12 protein-coding genes are annotated in these 15,769 nt (G+C 48.1%); 2 read left to right on the forward strand and 10 right to left on the reverse strand.

All coding sequences use genetic code 11. The features are described from left to right. Positions 1–112: 112 nt before the first annotated feature. The gene (locus tag UWK_RS05090) at positions 113–1,009 is read right to left on the reverse strand and encodes a phosphate ABC transporter substrate-binding protein (protein ID WP_015403284.1); all 897 of its coding nucleotides are present in this window, start codon (positions 1,007–1,009) and stop codon (positions 113–115) included. Between the two features lie 372 nt (positions 1,010–1,381). On the opposite strand from UWK_RS05090, the gene UWK_RS05095 reads away from it, so the two are divergent. Then, positions 1,382–2,980 (forward strand): L,D-transpeptidase family protein, encoded by a 1,599-nt coding sequence (locus tag UWK_RS05095; RefSeq protein ID WP_167320718.1) that lies wholly within the window; start codon positions 1,382–1,384, stop codon positions 2,978–2,980. A gap of 196 nt (positions 2,981–3,176) precedes the next feature. Here the strand turns inward: UWK_RS05095 and UWK_RS05100 are convergent, their stop codons facing one another. The 5 genes from UWK_RS05100 to UWK_RS05120 all read right to left on the reverse strand — a co-directional run bounded on the left by UWK_RS05100 (position 3,177) and on the right by UWK_RS05120 (position 9,619). Beyond that, entirely contained in the window at positions 3,177–4,721 is a 1,545-nt protein-coding gene (locus UWK_RS05100; protein ID WP_015403286.1) for a 4Fe-4S binding protein, read from the reverse strand. 4 nt (positions 4,722–4,725) lie between these two features. Next, entirely contained in the window at positions 4,726–5,640 is a 915-nt protein-coding gene (locus tag UWK_RS05105) for a DUF362 domain-containing protein (RefSeq protein ID WP_015403287.1), read from the reverse strand. A 265-nt stretch (positions 5,641–5,905) separates the two neighbouring features. Beyond that, positions 5,906–7,822, reverse strand: coding sequence for a transglutaminase family protein (locus UWK_RS05110; protein WP_015403288.1), 1,917 nt, complete (start codon positions 7,820–7,822; stop codon positions 5,906–5,908). After that, complete coding sequence (locus UWK_RS05115; RefSeq protein ID WP_015403289.1) at positions 7,797–8,615, reverse strand: DUF58 domain-containing protein; 819 nt, start codon at positions 8,613–8,615, stop codon at positions 7,797–7,799. The genes UWK_RS05110 and UWK_RS05115 overlap by 26 nt, the downstream gene beginning before the upstream one ends. A gap of 59 nt (positions 8,616–8,674) precedes the next feature. After that, the gene (locus UWK_RS05120) at positions 8,675–9,619 is read right to left on the reverse strand and encodes an AAA family ATPase (RefSeq protein ID WP_015403290.1); all 945 of its coding nucleotides are present in this window, start codon (positions 9,617–9,619) and stop codon (positions 8,675–8,677) included. A gap of 533 nt (positions 9,620–10,152) precedes the next feature. On the opposite strand from UWK_RS05120, the gene UWK_RS05125 reads away from it, so the two are divergent. Next, positions 10,153–11,934: a putative Na+/H+ antiporter gene (locus UWK_RS05125; protein WP_015403291.1), complete on the forward strand. Its 1,782-nt coding sequence runs from the start codon at positions 10,153–10,155 to the stop codon at positions 11,932–11,934. A 164-nt stretch (positions 11,935–12,098) separates the two neighbouring features. Here the strand turns inward: UWK_RS05125 and UWK_RS05130 are convergent, their stop codons facing one another. From UWK_RS05130 to ectA, 4 genes are read right to left on the reverse strand one after another with little or no spacing between them, the layout of a single operon-like run. Further along, positions 12,099–13,514 (reverse strand): aspartate kinase, encoded by a 1,416-nt coding sequence (locus UWK_RS05130; RefSeq protein WP_015403292.1) that lies wholly within the window; start codon positions 13,512–13,514, stop codon positions 12,099–12,101. Then, positions 13,514–13,906: an ectoine synthase gene (locus UWK_RS05135; RefSeq protein ID WP_015403293.1), complete on the reverse strand. Its 393-nt coding sequence runs from the start codon at positions 13,904–13,906 to the stop codon at positions 13,514–13,516. Before UWK_RS05135 ends, UWK_RS05130 begins: the two co-directional genes overlap by 1 nt. After that, entirely contained in the window at positions 13,906–15,180 is a 1,275-nt protein-coding gene (gene ectB / locus UWK_RS05140; protein WP_015403294.1) for a diaminobutyrate--2-oxoglutarate transaminase, read from the reverse strand. The genes UWK_RS05135 and ectB overlap by 1 nt, the downstream gene beginning before the upstream one ends. A 21-nt stretch (positions 15,181–15,201) precedes the next feature. Beyond that, positions 15,202–15,723 (reverse strand): diaminobutyrate acetyltransferase, encoded by a 522-nt coding sequence (gene ectA, locus UWK_RS05145; protein ID WP_015403295.1) that lies wholly within the window; start codon positions 15,721–15,723, stop codon positions 15,202–15,204. Positions 15,724–15,769 lie beyond the last annotated feature (46 nt).

Raw genomic sequence — 15,769 nt, forward strand, 5'->3', positions numbered from 1 at the left:
AAATGAATATAGCTATACTTGATTTTTATTTGTTAGCCTGTTCCGCGCTGCAAAGTTCAACCAGCGCATCAACGATGTTTACATTCAGGTAGTCCCAAGGCGACCCCTGCCACTACTGTTTGTTTTCATTTGACATTACAGAAACATAGCCAGATTCGTAAACGATATTTTGTCCCTGTTCACTGAGTGTAAACTCAACAAAATCTTTTGCAGTTCCCTGAGCTTCTCCACTGGTATAGAGAAAAAGGGCTCTGGCAATGGGATAGCTTCCATCTTTTACCGCGTTATCAGAAGGTGCAATCGCCGTCCCTCCGTCCTTGTCCAGAATGGAGATGGCTTTGATCCTGTCAGCAGAGTTTTTCACATATCCAAGCCCTACATAGCCGATAGCTCCGGTATCTGCAGCAACGCCCTGCACCAGTGCAGATGTTCCTGGAAGGAGGCGGGCCCGGGGGGTATAATCCTGCCGATTCATCACATGTTCCTGGAAAAAGACATAAGTTCCGGAACTGGATTCCCGGGAGAACACCAGCAGGTCCTGATTTGCTCCCCCCACCTCCTGCCAGCTCGTTATTTTTCCTGTAAAAATACCCTGAAGCTGCTCCATGGAAAGGGCCTCCACCGGATTTTGCGGATGCACAATCACGGCTATACCATCAAGGGCAACACTGAGCTCCACAGGTACCCTTCCCTTTCCGGAAGCCAATTCCTTCTCTTTCTCATTAATTCTTCGTGAAGACGCACAGATATCAGTTGTGCCGTTAATCAGACCAGCGATACCAGTGCCGGAACCGCCTCCGGTAACAGAAATTTCCACATCCTTATGCAGTTTCATAAACTCCTCAGCCCAGGAACTTACCAGATGGACCATGGTATCTGATCCTTTAATGGTAAGATAGCCAGTCCCAGCCGATTCTTTTTTTTCTTCATTCTGTGGCGCCCCGGAATCACATCCGGAGAAGCCTAAACACAATAGGACTAAAAAACAGTATGTATAAATGTTTCGCATGAAATCCCCTCCAGGTTTCAATTAACCGCCCTTCCAATATTCATCAGCCGCCTGTCTGCTCGTTCATTGTTTCACTACACTATCTGTTTAGAAACAGAATCATGGTTTGACAGACCGAAGCGGACAAACAATGTCACCGCTTCCTCATTAAATCAGCCCAACAGCCTTAAAGTCAAGGAATACCTGTCAAACCAACCGACCAACCCTCCTCCTAACACTTTTTTAATCTGTCAGGAGCCTGCAAGACCTCACCCTAAAACTTATAAAAAAACAAAGGGATCATTTTTTGTTTCTTGGCAGGGTATATTCACTCTGCTATAACAGAGGACCTTATTTGCCTTGTAAAAACAAACAAAAGGATATTGCATGCGTATGCGAACAAGAATGGTTTTCTCCCTAACGGCATTCATAGCTCTCCTCATTATCATTTCCTGGCCCATACAACTCAAGGCATCTCTGGCTGGAGACAGTCAGGATATCCAAAAAGTGCTGAACGGCACAAAGAAACCTCCTTTTGCCCTGCAGAATATAAAGAAACTCCAGAGCTTTTACCAGAGCCGGGACTATCAATCAGCCTGGACACCTGTCCTGCTCAGTCAGCTGGTGACATCCATCAACAACACCACAAGCCACGGCCTCAGCCCCTGCGATTACCGGGTGACACTTCTCCAGAACACACAAACAGACTACTTATACAGAGAACTGCTGGCAACGGACTCCTACTTCACCCTGGCTGGCCACCTCCTGGGAGGAAAGGTGAACCCGGTCTCCATAGAACCTTCCTGGAATGCACCCGGTCGGGAAAATGATTTACCCAAATATCTTGAAACAAGCCTGCAAGAGGGGAATATCCAGGAAAGCCTGGAAGCCCTGGCCCCCAACACGCAGGAATACAAGCAGCTGAAACTGGCACTGGCCCATTACCGGAAAATCAGTAGCCAGGGTGGTTGGGGCCAGATTGCCTCAGGTCCTTTACTAAAACTCGGCAGCCACGGGGAGAGAGTCATCCAAATCCGTGAACGGCTGAAGGCAGGCGGGGAGCTGATTACAGACACAGACCAGGATCCAGCAGAATACACCACAAGCCTGCAAGAGGGCGTACAGCGTTTCCAGAAACGAATCAACCTTGAGGCAGATGGCAAGGTTGGCCCCAACACCCTGCGCAACCTGAACAAGACCCCTGAAGACAGGATCAACACTCTGCGCGTTAACATGGAACGATGGCGCTGGCTTCCCGAAAATCTTGGTGATCGGCACCTTAGAGTCAACATTGCAGGTTTTTTTCTTGAAGCCTATGATCATGGAATGCCAGTCAGGCGGCATAATGTCATTGTCGGCACGGACTATCGACAGACCCCGGTATTCTCTGATGCCATCGAATACATGATCTTAAATCCCTGGTGGTATGCCCCCCGCAAGTTGGCCGTGAAAGACAAACTCCCCCTGTTTCGCAATGACCCTGGATACTTTGAAAGATCAGGATTTCAACTGGTAGACAAAGACAGTAAGCGGGTTGATCAGCGAACAGTAGAGTGGAATAGGCTCTCTGAAAACAATTTCCCGTATCAGCTGCGACAAATGCCCGGGCCTAAAAATGCCTTGGGCCGGGTGAAATTCATATTCCCGAACCGTTACAATGTCTACCTCCATGATACGCCATCTACCGAACTCTTTGCCAAAGTGCAGCGGTTATTTTCCTCTGGCTGTATCCGGGTGGAGAACCCTCTGGATCTGGCTGAATGGCTACTCAGCTTTCAAAGAGAGACTGGCTGGAGCAGGGAGAAAATCGAGGAGGTTGTGGAGAGCGGCAAAGAAACACGCATCAATTTATCGGCTCCAATGCCCGTCCATCTCCTCTACTGGACCGTTCTTTGCGACAGTGTAAACAGTGAAATTCGGTTCATTGAGGACCAGTATCAACGGGACCCTCGTATCCTCGAAGCGCTGGATACCCTCTGTCCAATAAAGTAGCTGGTGTCAAACAGGAAGACGCCCCCTTTTCTTTCCACAACCAACATTTCAGAAAGACTAAAATTTCTTGGTGTTTTATACGGCTGTGCCGAGTTCTCAGGAACTAACAATCCACATCCTGATGTAGCCAAATTGTGGCAGGATTTATTCCACCTTCAACCCCTCGCAACGTATCTCGCTAAACACTCAATTACCCTTAATAACCAAACCCGTCTTCTTCTGACTGCTTGCCTGCCCTGACAACCCTCACAGCAGAATCGCCCGGTAGAGGGCACTTGTTTTCGCAGATACCACAGCCGATACAAAGCTCAGGGATAATATATGGCTGCTTCAAGGCGACAGATTTTCCCTGTCGGTTGACAACTGTCACCTCCTGGAATTTTATCGCCTTATCATAGGTCGGGCAATGTTCTTCGCAGACGATGCAGGGACTCTGGTCAGCAAAAGGCAGACAGCGTGCGGGATCAAAAACTGCCCTGCCAATGACGAAACTATGCTTCTCAGACTGACTCAAGCGACCGATAGCCCCGGTGGGACAAACCTGACCACACAGAGTGCAGTTGAATTCGCAGTACCCGAGGCGCGGAATAAGCCTCGGGGTAAACATCCCTTCGTAACCACTCTCCAAAAAACAGGGCTGCAATGCATTCTGGATGCAGACCTTCATGCACTCTCCGCAGCGTACACATCTGGAAAAAAATTCGTTTCCATCTGCTGCACCAGGCGGACGAAGAAGAAAGGGCCGCGGCAGGGTATGAGCAGCATCGACCTTGGACAGCAGCGGCAGGGTTATGCCTGCCAGTCCGGCTCCAATAAAGCTCCGGCGACTCATATCAATCTGCATTGGGCTATTCGGTACAGCAAACCGAAATCTGGAAGGCTGGTTGACGCAATCGTCAACACAATCCATACAGAGCGTGCACTCCTCGTGTCGCAGTTGTCTGCCGTCAGAATCAAAGGCATTCATCCTGCAATTAGGAGCACAGTCACGACACCCCTTGCATGCTTGCTTCGGAAAACGGCGAAAGATGGAGAAACGGGAAAAAATGGCCAGTAAAGCACCAAGAGGACAGAGATTTCTGCACCAAAAACGTTTCTCTAATTTTTCCAGAGCAAAGATTGCAAGGAGTACGCACCCGGACAATGTACTCAGTTGAAAAAATGTCTGTTTATAGGGAAGCACGCTGTCCTGCAGAACGCCATAGACAGGCTCGCTGATATTGCTCAGCCATTGAGGGGCATAGCGATAGAGGGGATCAAAAAAACCGGTAACTAAAAGGTTAAAGACTGGATCCACAGCCAGGGTAAACCCCCTGACCAGGAGAGAAAATGGATCCAGGTAGCCAACCAGCTGCAAGCCGAACAGACTGGAAACCAGGATAATACCAAGGAGGACGTATTTGACTGATCGTAGCGATTGACCAGACTGAGCAGGTGCATGGATTACTTTTCCTGTCCCATCCAGCAGTGTGCCCATTGGACATATCCAGCCGCAGAAGACACGTCCGAAGACCATGGTCAAAGCTATGACAAAAAGAGACGGCAGAAGCAGGGAAACAAGGACCTTGGCAGAGAGCAGAACTGTTGCCGCGACCAATGGATCCCATCGAAAAAAAATGTTGACTGCATAGGGTATCTCATCAAGCCCGGAATAATCGGTCAGACGAAAGAGAAGAAAAAAGAGCGCAAGAAAAAAAAGCTGAGACAGTTTGCGGAAAGTACGAAGGGTGATTTTGAACACTTTGCTACACCATCCGGATATCTATTTTATTCAACCTCATCTCCCCCAGACCCATTTCAGCTGCGGCCCTGGTCGAATCAATCTCTTCCGGCCTCAGCCCAAACAGAGTGGTGGCGTAGGCATCTGCAGCCACCGGATCTGACGAGGCCACAATGGTGTCCAGCACCTTAACATCCCTGGTACTGCCCCCCTGAGGACCATTGCGGAGAAGAATCCTGGTGGCATCTATGATAGTCAGATCAGCCCTGATCACGGTATTCAGGTCGGCAAGATTCTGCCCCATGTTCCTGTGAATCTTGCCGCGATTCCCACCAATCACCCCCATGGTGTTTTTCAACCCCAGGGTCAACCTGGACAGACCATGGTGTTTTGCCACCGGAATATTAATGTAACAGTCAGCCTCCAGAGCATCCTTATAAAAAGACCACTTGTTGATGGACCTTCCCTTCTCAATGGTTACTGGCACAAACTTCCTTTCATCGACATAGCTGCATTGAATCTGTCGACCACCAATGGAATCCAAAGCCGGTTTAATACCGCTGTTCATATAACAGCGCCGCTCTTCGTTGCAGGTTCGGTCAAAGACCAGTACTTTTTTCGCGCCAGCAAGGATAGCAAGTTCAGCCACAGCCTTGACGATTTCCGGATGGGTGTTTGCCGCCTGTTCAGGAGCCCGATCCCAGCCGATATTTGGTTTAATCACCACCTGATCACCGGGTTTGACAAAAGCAGCCATCCCGCCCAGAGGTTGCAAAACTGAAGCCACAAGATTCGCGTAATTTTTACCGACACCAACACTCAGCAGTGGTGATACGGTTTCAGCGGCCAGCAGGTCCGGAGTTATGCGAAACACCGGTTCCACTAAAAGAACCCCGCCGGACCAGACAGCTACCTGCTTTAGAAAATTTCTCCTGTCCATTTTCCCTCCTGAGTAAGAATGTCCCACTCTCTGAGCATCACACTCCACAAGCCACTCACATTTCCACCAAAACCTCAAAAAACACCACCAGGGGAGGCATCCAAAATTCCATTAGCTGCTTTTATCATTCCACAGAGTTGCTTCCAATGCCAGCACAAAGCACGAATATATCTCCTCCGGCCGACACGAGTCATCTACAGGTTTTAAACAAGGAGAAATACCCTGAAATCAGATTCTACAATAATGATCACTCATATAAGGCTACTTATTCTTTTTTTCCTTTTTTTAAGGCACGAATAATATGCTGCAGTTTCAGGTATTCTTCCTTGGTCAGAATGTGCTCTGAGTATAGAGCAGGGGTAAAAATTTCGGCAAATTCCTGGCAGAGCGGATCTTTCAGCCTGGAAGCCAGTTCATGGAGGCCCATGTTCCGAGGAATGGGTTCATTCCTGTATTTTTTACGGAGACCACTGTGATACTGTTTTAAAATTCTTTCTTCCCTGCTGCTCATTTTCCAGTGAAATCCACTCCATATGATAAACACACTCAGGCAGATACAGAGCAAGGGATACATGTCCTGCCAGCTCATATTCCAGTTTTTTTGAAATGATCGGAAATTATTCCCGGTATTCCTGACAAGGCTGAACTGTTTCTTGAAGTCGTAGGTGATAACCGCCTGGGTCCAGAAATAGTCAATACTGTCAACAGCCTGTCGAAGTAGGGAAAACCCAGATCTTCTTCCACCCAAAGGAGACTCGACATAATTCTGTGCAAGTCGGGTAGGGTCAATCCGCTGCCAGCGACCATCAACGAGGGCCTCAACCCACACATGGGCCATGGCATCGGTTACTTGATAATAGCCTCCCAGGTTGTTGTAATTTCCCCCATAATAGCCACCGACAAGTCGAGATGGCACATCGGCCATACGCAGGAGAAGTGCAAAAGATGAAGCAAAAAACTCACAGTAGCCCCGTTTTTTGGAAAAAAGAAATGTTTCAATGGGGGCATCAGGGCCGGGAAGGTCATCATTTGCGTAGGTTAAATTTTGCCTGAGAAAGAATGATTTGAGTAACTCAACTCGTTCTTGCCTTGATGCCCCCTCTTTTCGTATGGTGGCAGCAGTCTCAAGAAGAAGAGGGGACTCAAGAGGGGGAGTTCTCAGGTAGAACGACTCGTCAACGGTTTCCACTGTTTTCAAGGTTCCGCCAACACGGGAAGTAACACCTATTTTTGTGCTTTTATCCATGCGTCTTTTGGCCAGAAATACCAGGTCATTACTTTTCTGATAGCGTACTCCTGAAAGGGACAGAGGCAGATCGAGGCTGAATAAAAAATTGTTATTTTGAATTGGAAGATAGAGGTTGCACTGTACCCTCTTACCTCCTGTAACGATGGATTTTTCAGAGGGAAGTTGGCTGCGGCTCCAGGTTTCATTGTCAATCGTGTTGAGCACAGTTCCACGCCAATAAAGTGAGGACTGTGGAAGTGTGGGACACTGGGCTCGAAAGGCGATGTTTGTTCCTGCAGTCATGTTGGCAATACTCCCTGGCCGGACTTCATCACTGAACCCGGAAACAGCAGAAGCACCCATGTTGATGAAATGCCAGAGTGGATGCTCTGTTCGAGGCAGGATAACGAAAAAGAGAAGCATGAGTACCAGGGAGACAACGGGAAGTATGGCGGCTGTTCTGATTATGGTGAAAAACTGTGAAACTGGGAGACGTAACCCCGGTTCCCTTGTGTAAAAAGTGAGAAGCACCAGGCCAATGGTGATGCCAAAGACCAGGAAAATCAGGGCCGGGAAAAAGACAATACTGACACTGAACATGGAGGAACTGGCCAGGGCAAAGAGGGATAAAACAAAAATCTGTAGATAATTTCTTCCGTTTTTTTCGGTAAAAAGGCGCATGCCAAAGAGAATAGCAACCATGTTGACAACCGGTTCCACGATGTTTGCGAGACTCAGTTGACTGGCGTAAAAAAGAAAAAAGGCAAGTGAAAGCACGGTCACTATATGGCCACGAAGCAGATAATGCCCCTTCAAATCAGAGCCAAAACCGCACACAAATGCCACGGGCAGGAATATCTGGGCTGGAAGGCTGAGCCAGATATAGAGTGGACCGACCGCAACAATACTCACTGAATAGGCTATGAAATTAAGGGGCTTTTGTATCTTTAGCATAACGGGCCAGTGCAGTAAGAAGGGTGTATTTGTGTTGACGTCCGGTTCCTGCAGGGTAAACAGATTCCTCCAGCCTCAGTCCCACTGGCCGATTGGAGCGAGTGAACTCATTTATGAGAAACGATGCGCAGCTGAGCCTTGATTCAAGGCTTGTTCCCGGGAGATTGTGCGGATCGATTTCAACCGGTTCAGCACCAGTCGAAGAAAGCTCTTTGATCTTTAAGGTATCGTGTCGGGCAGAGAGTTTCCAGTGCACCATCTTTAATGGTTCACCGCCTTGATAATCACCAATACGGGTGATGTCTCCTTCGTAGCCTTTCTGGGGAGATTCGTTTTTCATCCCGGCCTGCCGGGAAAAGAATGAAAGGGCAGATCCACAAGGGAGCGGTTTTGGAAAAACAACTATGGTCTGTTCTATTGTAATGGTTCGGGATCGAATAAAAAAATTGATTGGAAAATTTGACTGGATGCCTAGTGTATGGCGGAGATGATCACCACGCCCATTGAAGGTTACTGGAATGTTGACCTTTTTCCTGGCTCCTTTGAATAAAATGGGAATAGGCGCACTGCACTGTTTTTGAAAAAGGATTTCAAGGAGAAAACTATGCATAAAACGCCTGTTGTTTTTAATGGATACCGTTAGCAGGGTTTCCACTCCGTCATAAATCTCTTCTGGAGGTTCCAGATAGATGGCGAGGTTCTTGAGATTCTGATTTCCAAGAATACCAGAAATGGACATAAAACCAAGGAGCGCTGAAACGATCAGGTAGAGCAGGTTATTGCCGGTGTTCACTGCACCGAACCCCAATATAAGGGTAATTGCAATATAGAGGCTGCCTGCCCGGGTCAGTTTCAGACGATGGGAACGGAAACGCTTTGCAGAATTGATTGTAAAACCTCCTGCTTGTTCAGGGATTCATGTTCCTGGCGCATGATCAGGCGATGGGCACCAACGGGAGTGGCAATGTATTTCACATCTTCAGGTATGACGTAATCCCGTTTTTCCAGATAGGCGGCAGCCCGGGCAGCGGAAGCCATATTGATGGCTCCACGGGTCGATATTCCTGTGAGGATAAAAGGGTGCTCACGGCTTGCCAGGGATATCCTGAAGATATAATCAACCAGTTTCTCGGAGAGGTGGATGGCCGCCACAGCATGACGTGCCTCTTCAATTTCTTCGAGGCTGACCATGGGCTCAATTTCCATCATTTTCTTTCGAATACCACCATGGCGGATAATGGCCTTTTCGAGCTCTTCCGGGGGATAGCCGATCCCCGTTGTGATCAGGAATCGATCCATTTGTGATTCGGGTAACGGGTACGTACCAATCTGTTCCACAGGATTCTGGGTGGCGATAACCATAAAGGGTTCGGGCAAAGAATAGGTCTCTCCTTCTATGGTGACTTTTCCTTCCTCCATGGCTTCGAGCATGGCACTCTGGGTTTTTGGCATGGCCCGGTTAATTTCATCGGCCAGGAGAATGTTGCTAAAGATGGGCCCTTTGATAAAACGGAATTGGCTCTTTTCCCGATCAAAGATGGACAGCCCGGTGATATCAGAAGGAAGAAGATCACTGGTGCATTGTATGCGGCCAAAGGAGAGACCAAGGGCTCTTGCAAAAGCCAAAGCCAGGGTGGTTTTGCCAAGACCCGGTATATCTTCCAGGAGAAGGTGCCCCTCTGAGAGCAGGGCGATGATGGCCATTTTAAGAGCGCGACTTTTTCCTTGAAGATACTTATGGGACAGCTGTTCAATTAAATTGAGTATGTTCGCCTGATGTGTCAGGTCTGGGCTCATATTTTTTCTACCTTAACTTAAGTGATAAAAATTCGTTTTCCAGCAGCAATGTCCCAAATTGTGAAACAGGCTCCCAGCCACTCACATTTCCACCAAACCATAGAAAATACCCTATAATACCCCTCTAAAAAAACAACATTAAAAAGACACAGCAGGGGGAGGCAGTCAATATTCCATTACGGCCATCGCTTTCACCGTGCTCTCCGAAGAAAAAAATTGAGAAAAATGATATTTTTTGTCAGTAGTGTCGGTTAAAGTAAGAAAAGCAAAGCATAATGAATGATCACAGATTGTAAGCTATTTGTGTGGCGCCTCCTATTTCTCCGTTCGATCGAATTTTGGTGGCCCGGATGATGACCCAATTTCAGGATATGATTCTGGTCATATGGCGTTTGACCAACATGAGGTTCTTCGGATGAGACGGTGTGAAGTATGGCATAATGCTATAGAAATACTAACATAAAAAACAGCCACCCCACTCTGTTATCCCCCGTATTTAATGGTAACTTCCGGTAGGAAGTAAGGAATAAGTTATGAAAGTACGTTGGAAAATCACCCTGTTTTTATTTGTCTTTCTTGTAGCGACTTGTGTCTACGCAGGTGGAGGAAGCCAGGCATCGCAGCCGACTGGTGGAGCCTTTCCGCCGGATTTTGCAAGTTATCAGGATGCGGATATGACCAGCGTGGGCGAGATCCTTAAACACCGGGTCAGTCATACGCCATTCAACCTGGTCGCCACACTCATCTTCCTGGTTGCTATCATTCACACATTTCTCAGTAGTAAGTTTCTCTACTATGCTCATAAATGGAAGGCCGAGCATCAGAAAGAGATCGAGACAGGTCGGGAATCGGAGGACTCTACCCATCTCCTCTCGGAAATATTTCATTTTTTAGGCGAGGTTGAGGTCGTTTTCGGGCTCTGGGCCGTGGCTCTCTGTGGTGCTGTTGTCTTTTTTTTCGACTGGCATACCTTTGTCAACTATGTTAGCGGAGTCAATTACACGGAACCGATGTTTGTCGTGGTGATCATGACCCTGGCCTCTTCCCGTCCTATTTTGAAGCTCTCGGAAAATCTCATGAGCCGCATCGCTGCGGTTTTCAACAGCACCTTGGCTGCCTGGTGGCTGACCATCATGACCCTGGGACCGATTCTCGGTTCCTTCATAACCGAACCAGCCGCCATGACCATTTCCGCACTACTGCTGGCCCGCAAATGCTATGAGTTGCAGCCCAGTGACAAATTCAAATACGCCACCATCGCTCTTCTCTTTGTCAACATTTCAGTCGGCGGCACCCTGACTCATTTTGCCGCGCCACCAGTCTTGATGGTTGCAGCCCCCTGGAATTGGGACCTTCCCTTCATGTTTACCACCTTTGGCTGGAAGTCCGTCATTGGTATTATTATTTCAAACACCATGGTCTTTCTGCTCTTCAAAAAAGAAATTGCCGGCCTGGAAAAGAAATTCAAGATGACCCTGCTCAAGGATGAAATCAAAGAGAAGTATATCCACAGCGAATATCTAAAAAAAGACTTGCAGATGGCCGAGGAGCGTATCGCTAAAGATCTCCAGCAAGAGTATGATCTTATCAAGGAAGCCGCCAGGGAGTCTACCCTGACCGCCGGCTGCTGGAAGGATGATGAAGACTGCACATTGCTTGAAGAGACCTTTGAGCAGGAGTTTGAGAACCTCAGGATGCAGCAGATGAGTGTCTCAGTGCCGGGCCTGCTCCCCCGGGACAAGCGACCCAAAATGAATGACCCCAACTGGGACAATCGCAGTGGGGAGGTACCTGGCTGGATCATGGCCATCCATGTGGCCTTTATGGTCTGGACCATTGTTAATGCCCATTATCCTGCTATCTTTGTCTCCGGTATGCTCTTCTTCGTCGGCTTTGCCCATGTCACCTGGCCCTTCCAGAACACGGTTAACCTGAAACCACCCATGCTGGTAGGCTTCTTTCTTGGCGGCCTGGTGATTCACGGTGGCTTGCAGGGATGGTGGATTGCTCCAGTGTTGGGCAGCCTGGGCGAACTCCCCCTGATGTTAAGCGCCACAGTTCTCACCGCTTTTAATGATAATGCTGCCATCACTTATCTGAGCACCTTGGTACCGGGCCTGACCGACAACCTCAAGTATGCGGTGGTAGCAGGTGCCGTTACCGGGGGTGGCCTGACCATTATCGCCAATGCTCCCAATCCGGCCGGACAGGCAATCCTGAAAAATTACTTCAGTAATGGCGTGTCTCCGATAAGGCTGTTGCTTTATGCCTTCGGGCCAACGGTCGTCATGACGCTCTGCTTTTTATTTCTCTAGGCTAGAGAGGGGAAAGGACCGTTTCAAATGAAGAGAATTCGCCTTCCAGTAAATAGTTTACCGTTTTACCGATCATCTGCCTTTTATGGGTTCGCTGCCGGTTAGTTCGTACAAAAATTAGGGGGTTTTTTAGAAATCACTATGTCATGGATTTCTCCAGCATTTCACTTTCTAGCGTCCTCCACCAGATTTTTATGTAAAGCAGCAACCGCCTTCTGGAAATCTTGTTCTTCAACGACAAACTGGATATCCACCTGGCGCATGCATTTATGCAGACCAAGGATATCCACGCCAGCATTGGCTAGGGCGTGAACTGCAGTGGGCAAAACCCATGTGTCGGCCATGTTAGTGCCGATTACGGATACCAGGGCTACCTTTTTCACCAGGATATCGGCATTGGGAAAAGATTGCTGTATGGAACTGGTAAGTTTTTTGATCCTTCCCAATGGCTCAGCCACATAATGGGTCAGGGTGTTGGCGTTGCTGTCTTTTGCCAGGTAACGTATTTTAAGATTTGTGAAGTGTTTGAGAAGTTCGGAGTCATGGTCCCAGCGGCCGACCATGTCCTGATCCCACACCTCGATGCCGGTAATCCCCTGGCGACTGGCAATGATTTCCACCCTGGCATCCTCACTCTTGTAGGTGTTGGTGATCAAGGTACCGGGGTGATCCGGTTCAAAGACATTTTTGATTCGCAGAGGGATGTCGGCTTTCCGCATTCCCCGCGCAGCCCCGGGATGAATAGCTTCCATGCCAAGATCCGAGAGCTGATCCGCCACATCATAGTTGGTATCTCCAATGACCTCGACCTTGTCTGCCCCTACCATATTGGGATCACCACTACTCAAATGGTATTCCTTGTGAATGACCCCTTCTCTTGCTCCGGTGAGCACAGCAATCCTGCTGAAGGTGATTTCCGTATAGCCGCGGTCATAGGTGCCCATAATACCTTCTTTACACTTGGTATAGCCTGTGACAATGGGAAGTTCAGTACTCAGGTCAATATCATTGAAATGTTTTTTTATTACTTCGTCGAAAGAGAGCTGCTCCGTCTCCATCCATCCGGAAAGATCGACGAATCGTGCGTTAACTCCTTTGGCGTTCAGGATAAGATATGAATTATGAGCACTGTGAGCTTCGCCAATGGCAGAAAGCATTTCCCGCACTGTCATTAAGTGTTCACTCAACTGGAAATGACCAAAAGAGCAGAGTCTGGTCAGATCGAGCAAACAGTTGCGAACCCCTTCGATACGCTCTTTGACAAAGCGATCCGCCTGTATGACATCCAGGCCTAAACCTTCAAATCCTTTATTAATCTCACACATATACTGGCTCACCCGCGAAATGGCATCGCCCCAGGCCCAGGAATCATCGTCTCTGGAAAAAAGAGAGTATATTCCAGACTTTCTAGACTTTTTATGCTCAAGGAGATCATTGGTTATACCGCTATAGGCAGAAACCACAATGATTCTGTTATACAGAGCTTCCTTGGTTCGGGTCCCAAGCAAAACATTGTCAAGCACCTTGTCGAACTGGCTCATGGAGGTGCCGCCGATTTTTTCAACGGTATGGATTCCCATCATTCCTCCTCAATCAGCTCATAAGATCCTTCACTGTCGTGGGTCTCACGGCCAGTTACCGGCGGATTAAAGGCGCAGATCAAACGCATATCTTCTGTACCGCCCCGCAGAATATGGCGGTCATTATTGTTAAGGGCATAGATCACACCGTCGTGGATTTGATGCGTTTCGCCACTGGCCAGATCTTCAATTGTGCCATTACCCGCGACACAATACACCGCCTCCAGGTGGTTTTTATACCAAAGCCTAAGCTCTGCCTTAGCCGGGATGATGGTTTCGTGGAAAGAAAAGCCCATACCGTCTTTTTTGAGCAACAGCCGGCGTGACGTCCAGCCGTCTCCTTTCACTTCACGCTCAGTTCCCAAAATATCTTTTCTATCTCTTACTATCATCAGAATTCACCTGTCAGGTTTTCTCTTTTTTCCTGGAGGATTTCGCCGATGGATTTGTCAACAATGGCGATACCGCGTAACAATGTTTCTTCATCAATGGTCAAAGCAGGCAAGAATTTTACCACCTGATCATCGGCTCCGGCCAGCTCAATAACCAGACCATTTTTAAAACATTTTTCAGAAATCTGACCACTCAAGCCATGCTCTGAAATCTCAAGACCATAGATCATGCCACGCCCACGAACCGATGCGTTCAGTTCCGGATACTTTTCAGCAATGGCCATCAATTCTTTTTCGATGACCGCACCTTTGTACTTTACAGCCTCGGAAAGATCGATACTGTCCCAGTAATGGAGAGCCTGATGGGAAGCGACGAATGCAAGGTTATTACCACGAAAGGTACCGGTATGTTCACCGGGTTTCCACTGGTCAAGATCCGGCCGCATGAGAATAAAAGCCAAGGGCAGTCCGCCACCGATTGCCTTGGACAGACAGACAATATCAGGCTTTATTCCCGCCTCTTCAAAACTGAAGAAATCACCACTGCGTCCGTTGCCCACCTGGATGTCATCGACAATCAGGAGGATATCAAACTCATAGCATATGTTGGCCAGCTCTTTGAGCCATTCTGTGCTTGCGATATTCACCCCGCCTTCTGCTTGGATGGTTTCCAGAATTATGGCTGCAGGTAGATCCAACCCGCTGGAATTGTCGACAAGCATCTTGCGCAGCAGCTCAAGGGTATTACAATCCGGCCCGAGATAGCTGTCAAAAGGCATAAAGCTGACATTGGAACGACTGATGTACGCCTCATCCCGATACTGACTGTTGCCGGTGATAGCCAGCGACCCCATGGTAAGCCCATGATAGCCATTGGTAAAGCAGACAATATTGGAACGCCCTTTGACCATACGGGCAAGTTTAAGCGCGGTCTCCACCGCATTGGTTCCGGTGGGTCCGGTAAACTGGATCTTGTATTCCAGATTCCGGGGTTCAAGGATGGTATCATTGAACTTCTGCATGAACATCTGCTTGGCAACGGTGGCCATGTCCAAACCATGAACCAAACCATCGCTTTGCAGGTATTCGATCATAGCCTGGGAAATCTGCTCATTATTATGGCCATAATTCAAGGTGCCGGCTCCGGCAAAAAAATCAATGTACTCATTGTCATTCTCATCAACCATGATTGAGCCCTTGGCTGATTTGAAGATGACCGGAAAGGAGCGGATATAGCCTCGCACCTGGGATTCCATATTTTCAAAAATACGCATATTTTTCTCCGTGAAAAAAGGTTAGTTCTTGTTAATAAATGTAAAAGGTCCAATGTGCATGAGATGTTCAACAGCTTCAGCGGCACCAAGATCCTCGGCCGTAAAAAATGGCTTTTCTGAAAATGTATGCTCAGCAGCAAAAAATTTGGCAACTGAACGGAACAGACCGATTGAAGCCTGGTTATCCGGGCTAATGGTCGCCTCAAGAAAATCTGGCCGTACTGCATTTAGAAGGGAAAGGAGCATGCTTCTGCCCACCCCTTTCCCCTGAAACTTGCGTGCCACACCCACCTGCCAGATGAACAAGGTGTCAGGCTGCCCTGGCGGGATGTAAGCTGTGACATAGCCACATGGTATTCCTTCACACTCTGCAATGACGCATGTTTCCTCAAAATGTCTGGCCATCAGGGCATAATAGTAGGTGTCATGTACTGAAAGCACCTTTGAGTCCACGGCCAGCAACTGCATGGTGGTGGCATCGTAACTTGTTGGAGAACGGAAGCTTATCTGCTTATGCAGGTATTGATTTTCTTTTTTTGACATCGTAACTATCTCTTTTCATTTTTTTATTATAAATACTGCAACTTAC

This window comes from Desulfocapsa sulfexigens DSM 10523 (assembly GCF_000341395.1).
Lineage (GTDB): Bacteria > Desulfobacterota > Desulfobulbia > Desulfobulbales > Desulfocapsaceae > Desulfocapsa > Desulfocapsa sulfexigens.

Bases quoted from the DNA above. Each gene is read 5' to 3' on its own strand.
- UWK_RS05095 (WP_167320718.1), top strand. From the start codon at position 1,382: ATGCGAACAAGAATGGTTTTCTCCCTAACGGCATTCATAGCTCTCCTC.
- UWK_RS05105 (WP_015403287.1), bottom strand. From the start codon at position 5,640: ATGGACAGGAGAAATTTTCTAAAGCAGGTAGCTGTCTGGTCCGGCGGG.
- UWK_RS05125 (WP_015403291.1), top strand. From the start codon at position 10,153: ATGAAAGTACGTTGGAAAATCACCCTGTTTTTATTTGTCTTTCTTGTA.
- ectA (WP_015403295.1), bottom strand. From the start codon at position 15,723: ATGTCAAAAAAAGAAAATCAATACCTGCATAAGCAGATAAGCTTCCGT.
- UWK_RS05120 (WP_015403290.1), bottom strand. From the start codon at position 9,619: ATGAGCCCAGACCTGACACATCAGGCGAACATACTCAATTTAATTGAA.
- UWK_RS05130 (WP_015403292.1), bottom strand. From the start codon at position 13,514: ATGGGAATCCATACCGTTGAAAAAATCGGCGGCACCTCCATGAGCCAG.
- UWK_RS05090 (WP_015403284.1), bottom strand. From the start codon at position 1,009: ATGCGAAACATTTATACATACTGTTTTTTAGTCCTATTGTGTTTAGGC.
- UWK_RS05110 (WP_015403288.1), bottom strand. From the start codon at position 7,822: ATGCTAAAGATACAAAAGCCCCTTAATTTCATAGCCTATTCAGTGAGT.
- ectB (WP_015403294.1), bottom strand. From the start codon at position 15,180: ATGCGTATTTTTGAAAATATGGAATCCCAGGTGCGAGGCTATATCCGC.
- UWK_RS05135 (WP_015403293.1), bottom strand. From the start codon at position 13,906: ATGATAGTAAGAGATAGAAAAGATATTTTGGGAACTGAGCGTGAAGTG.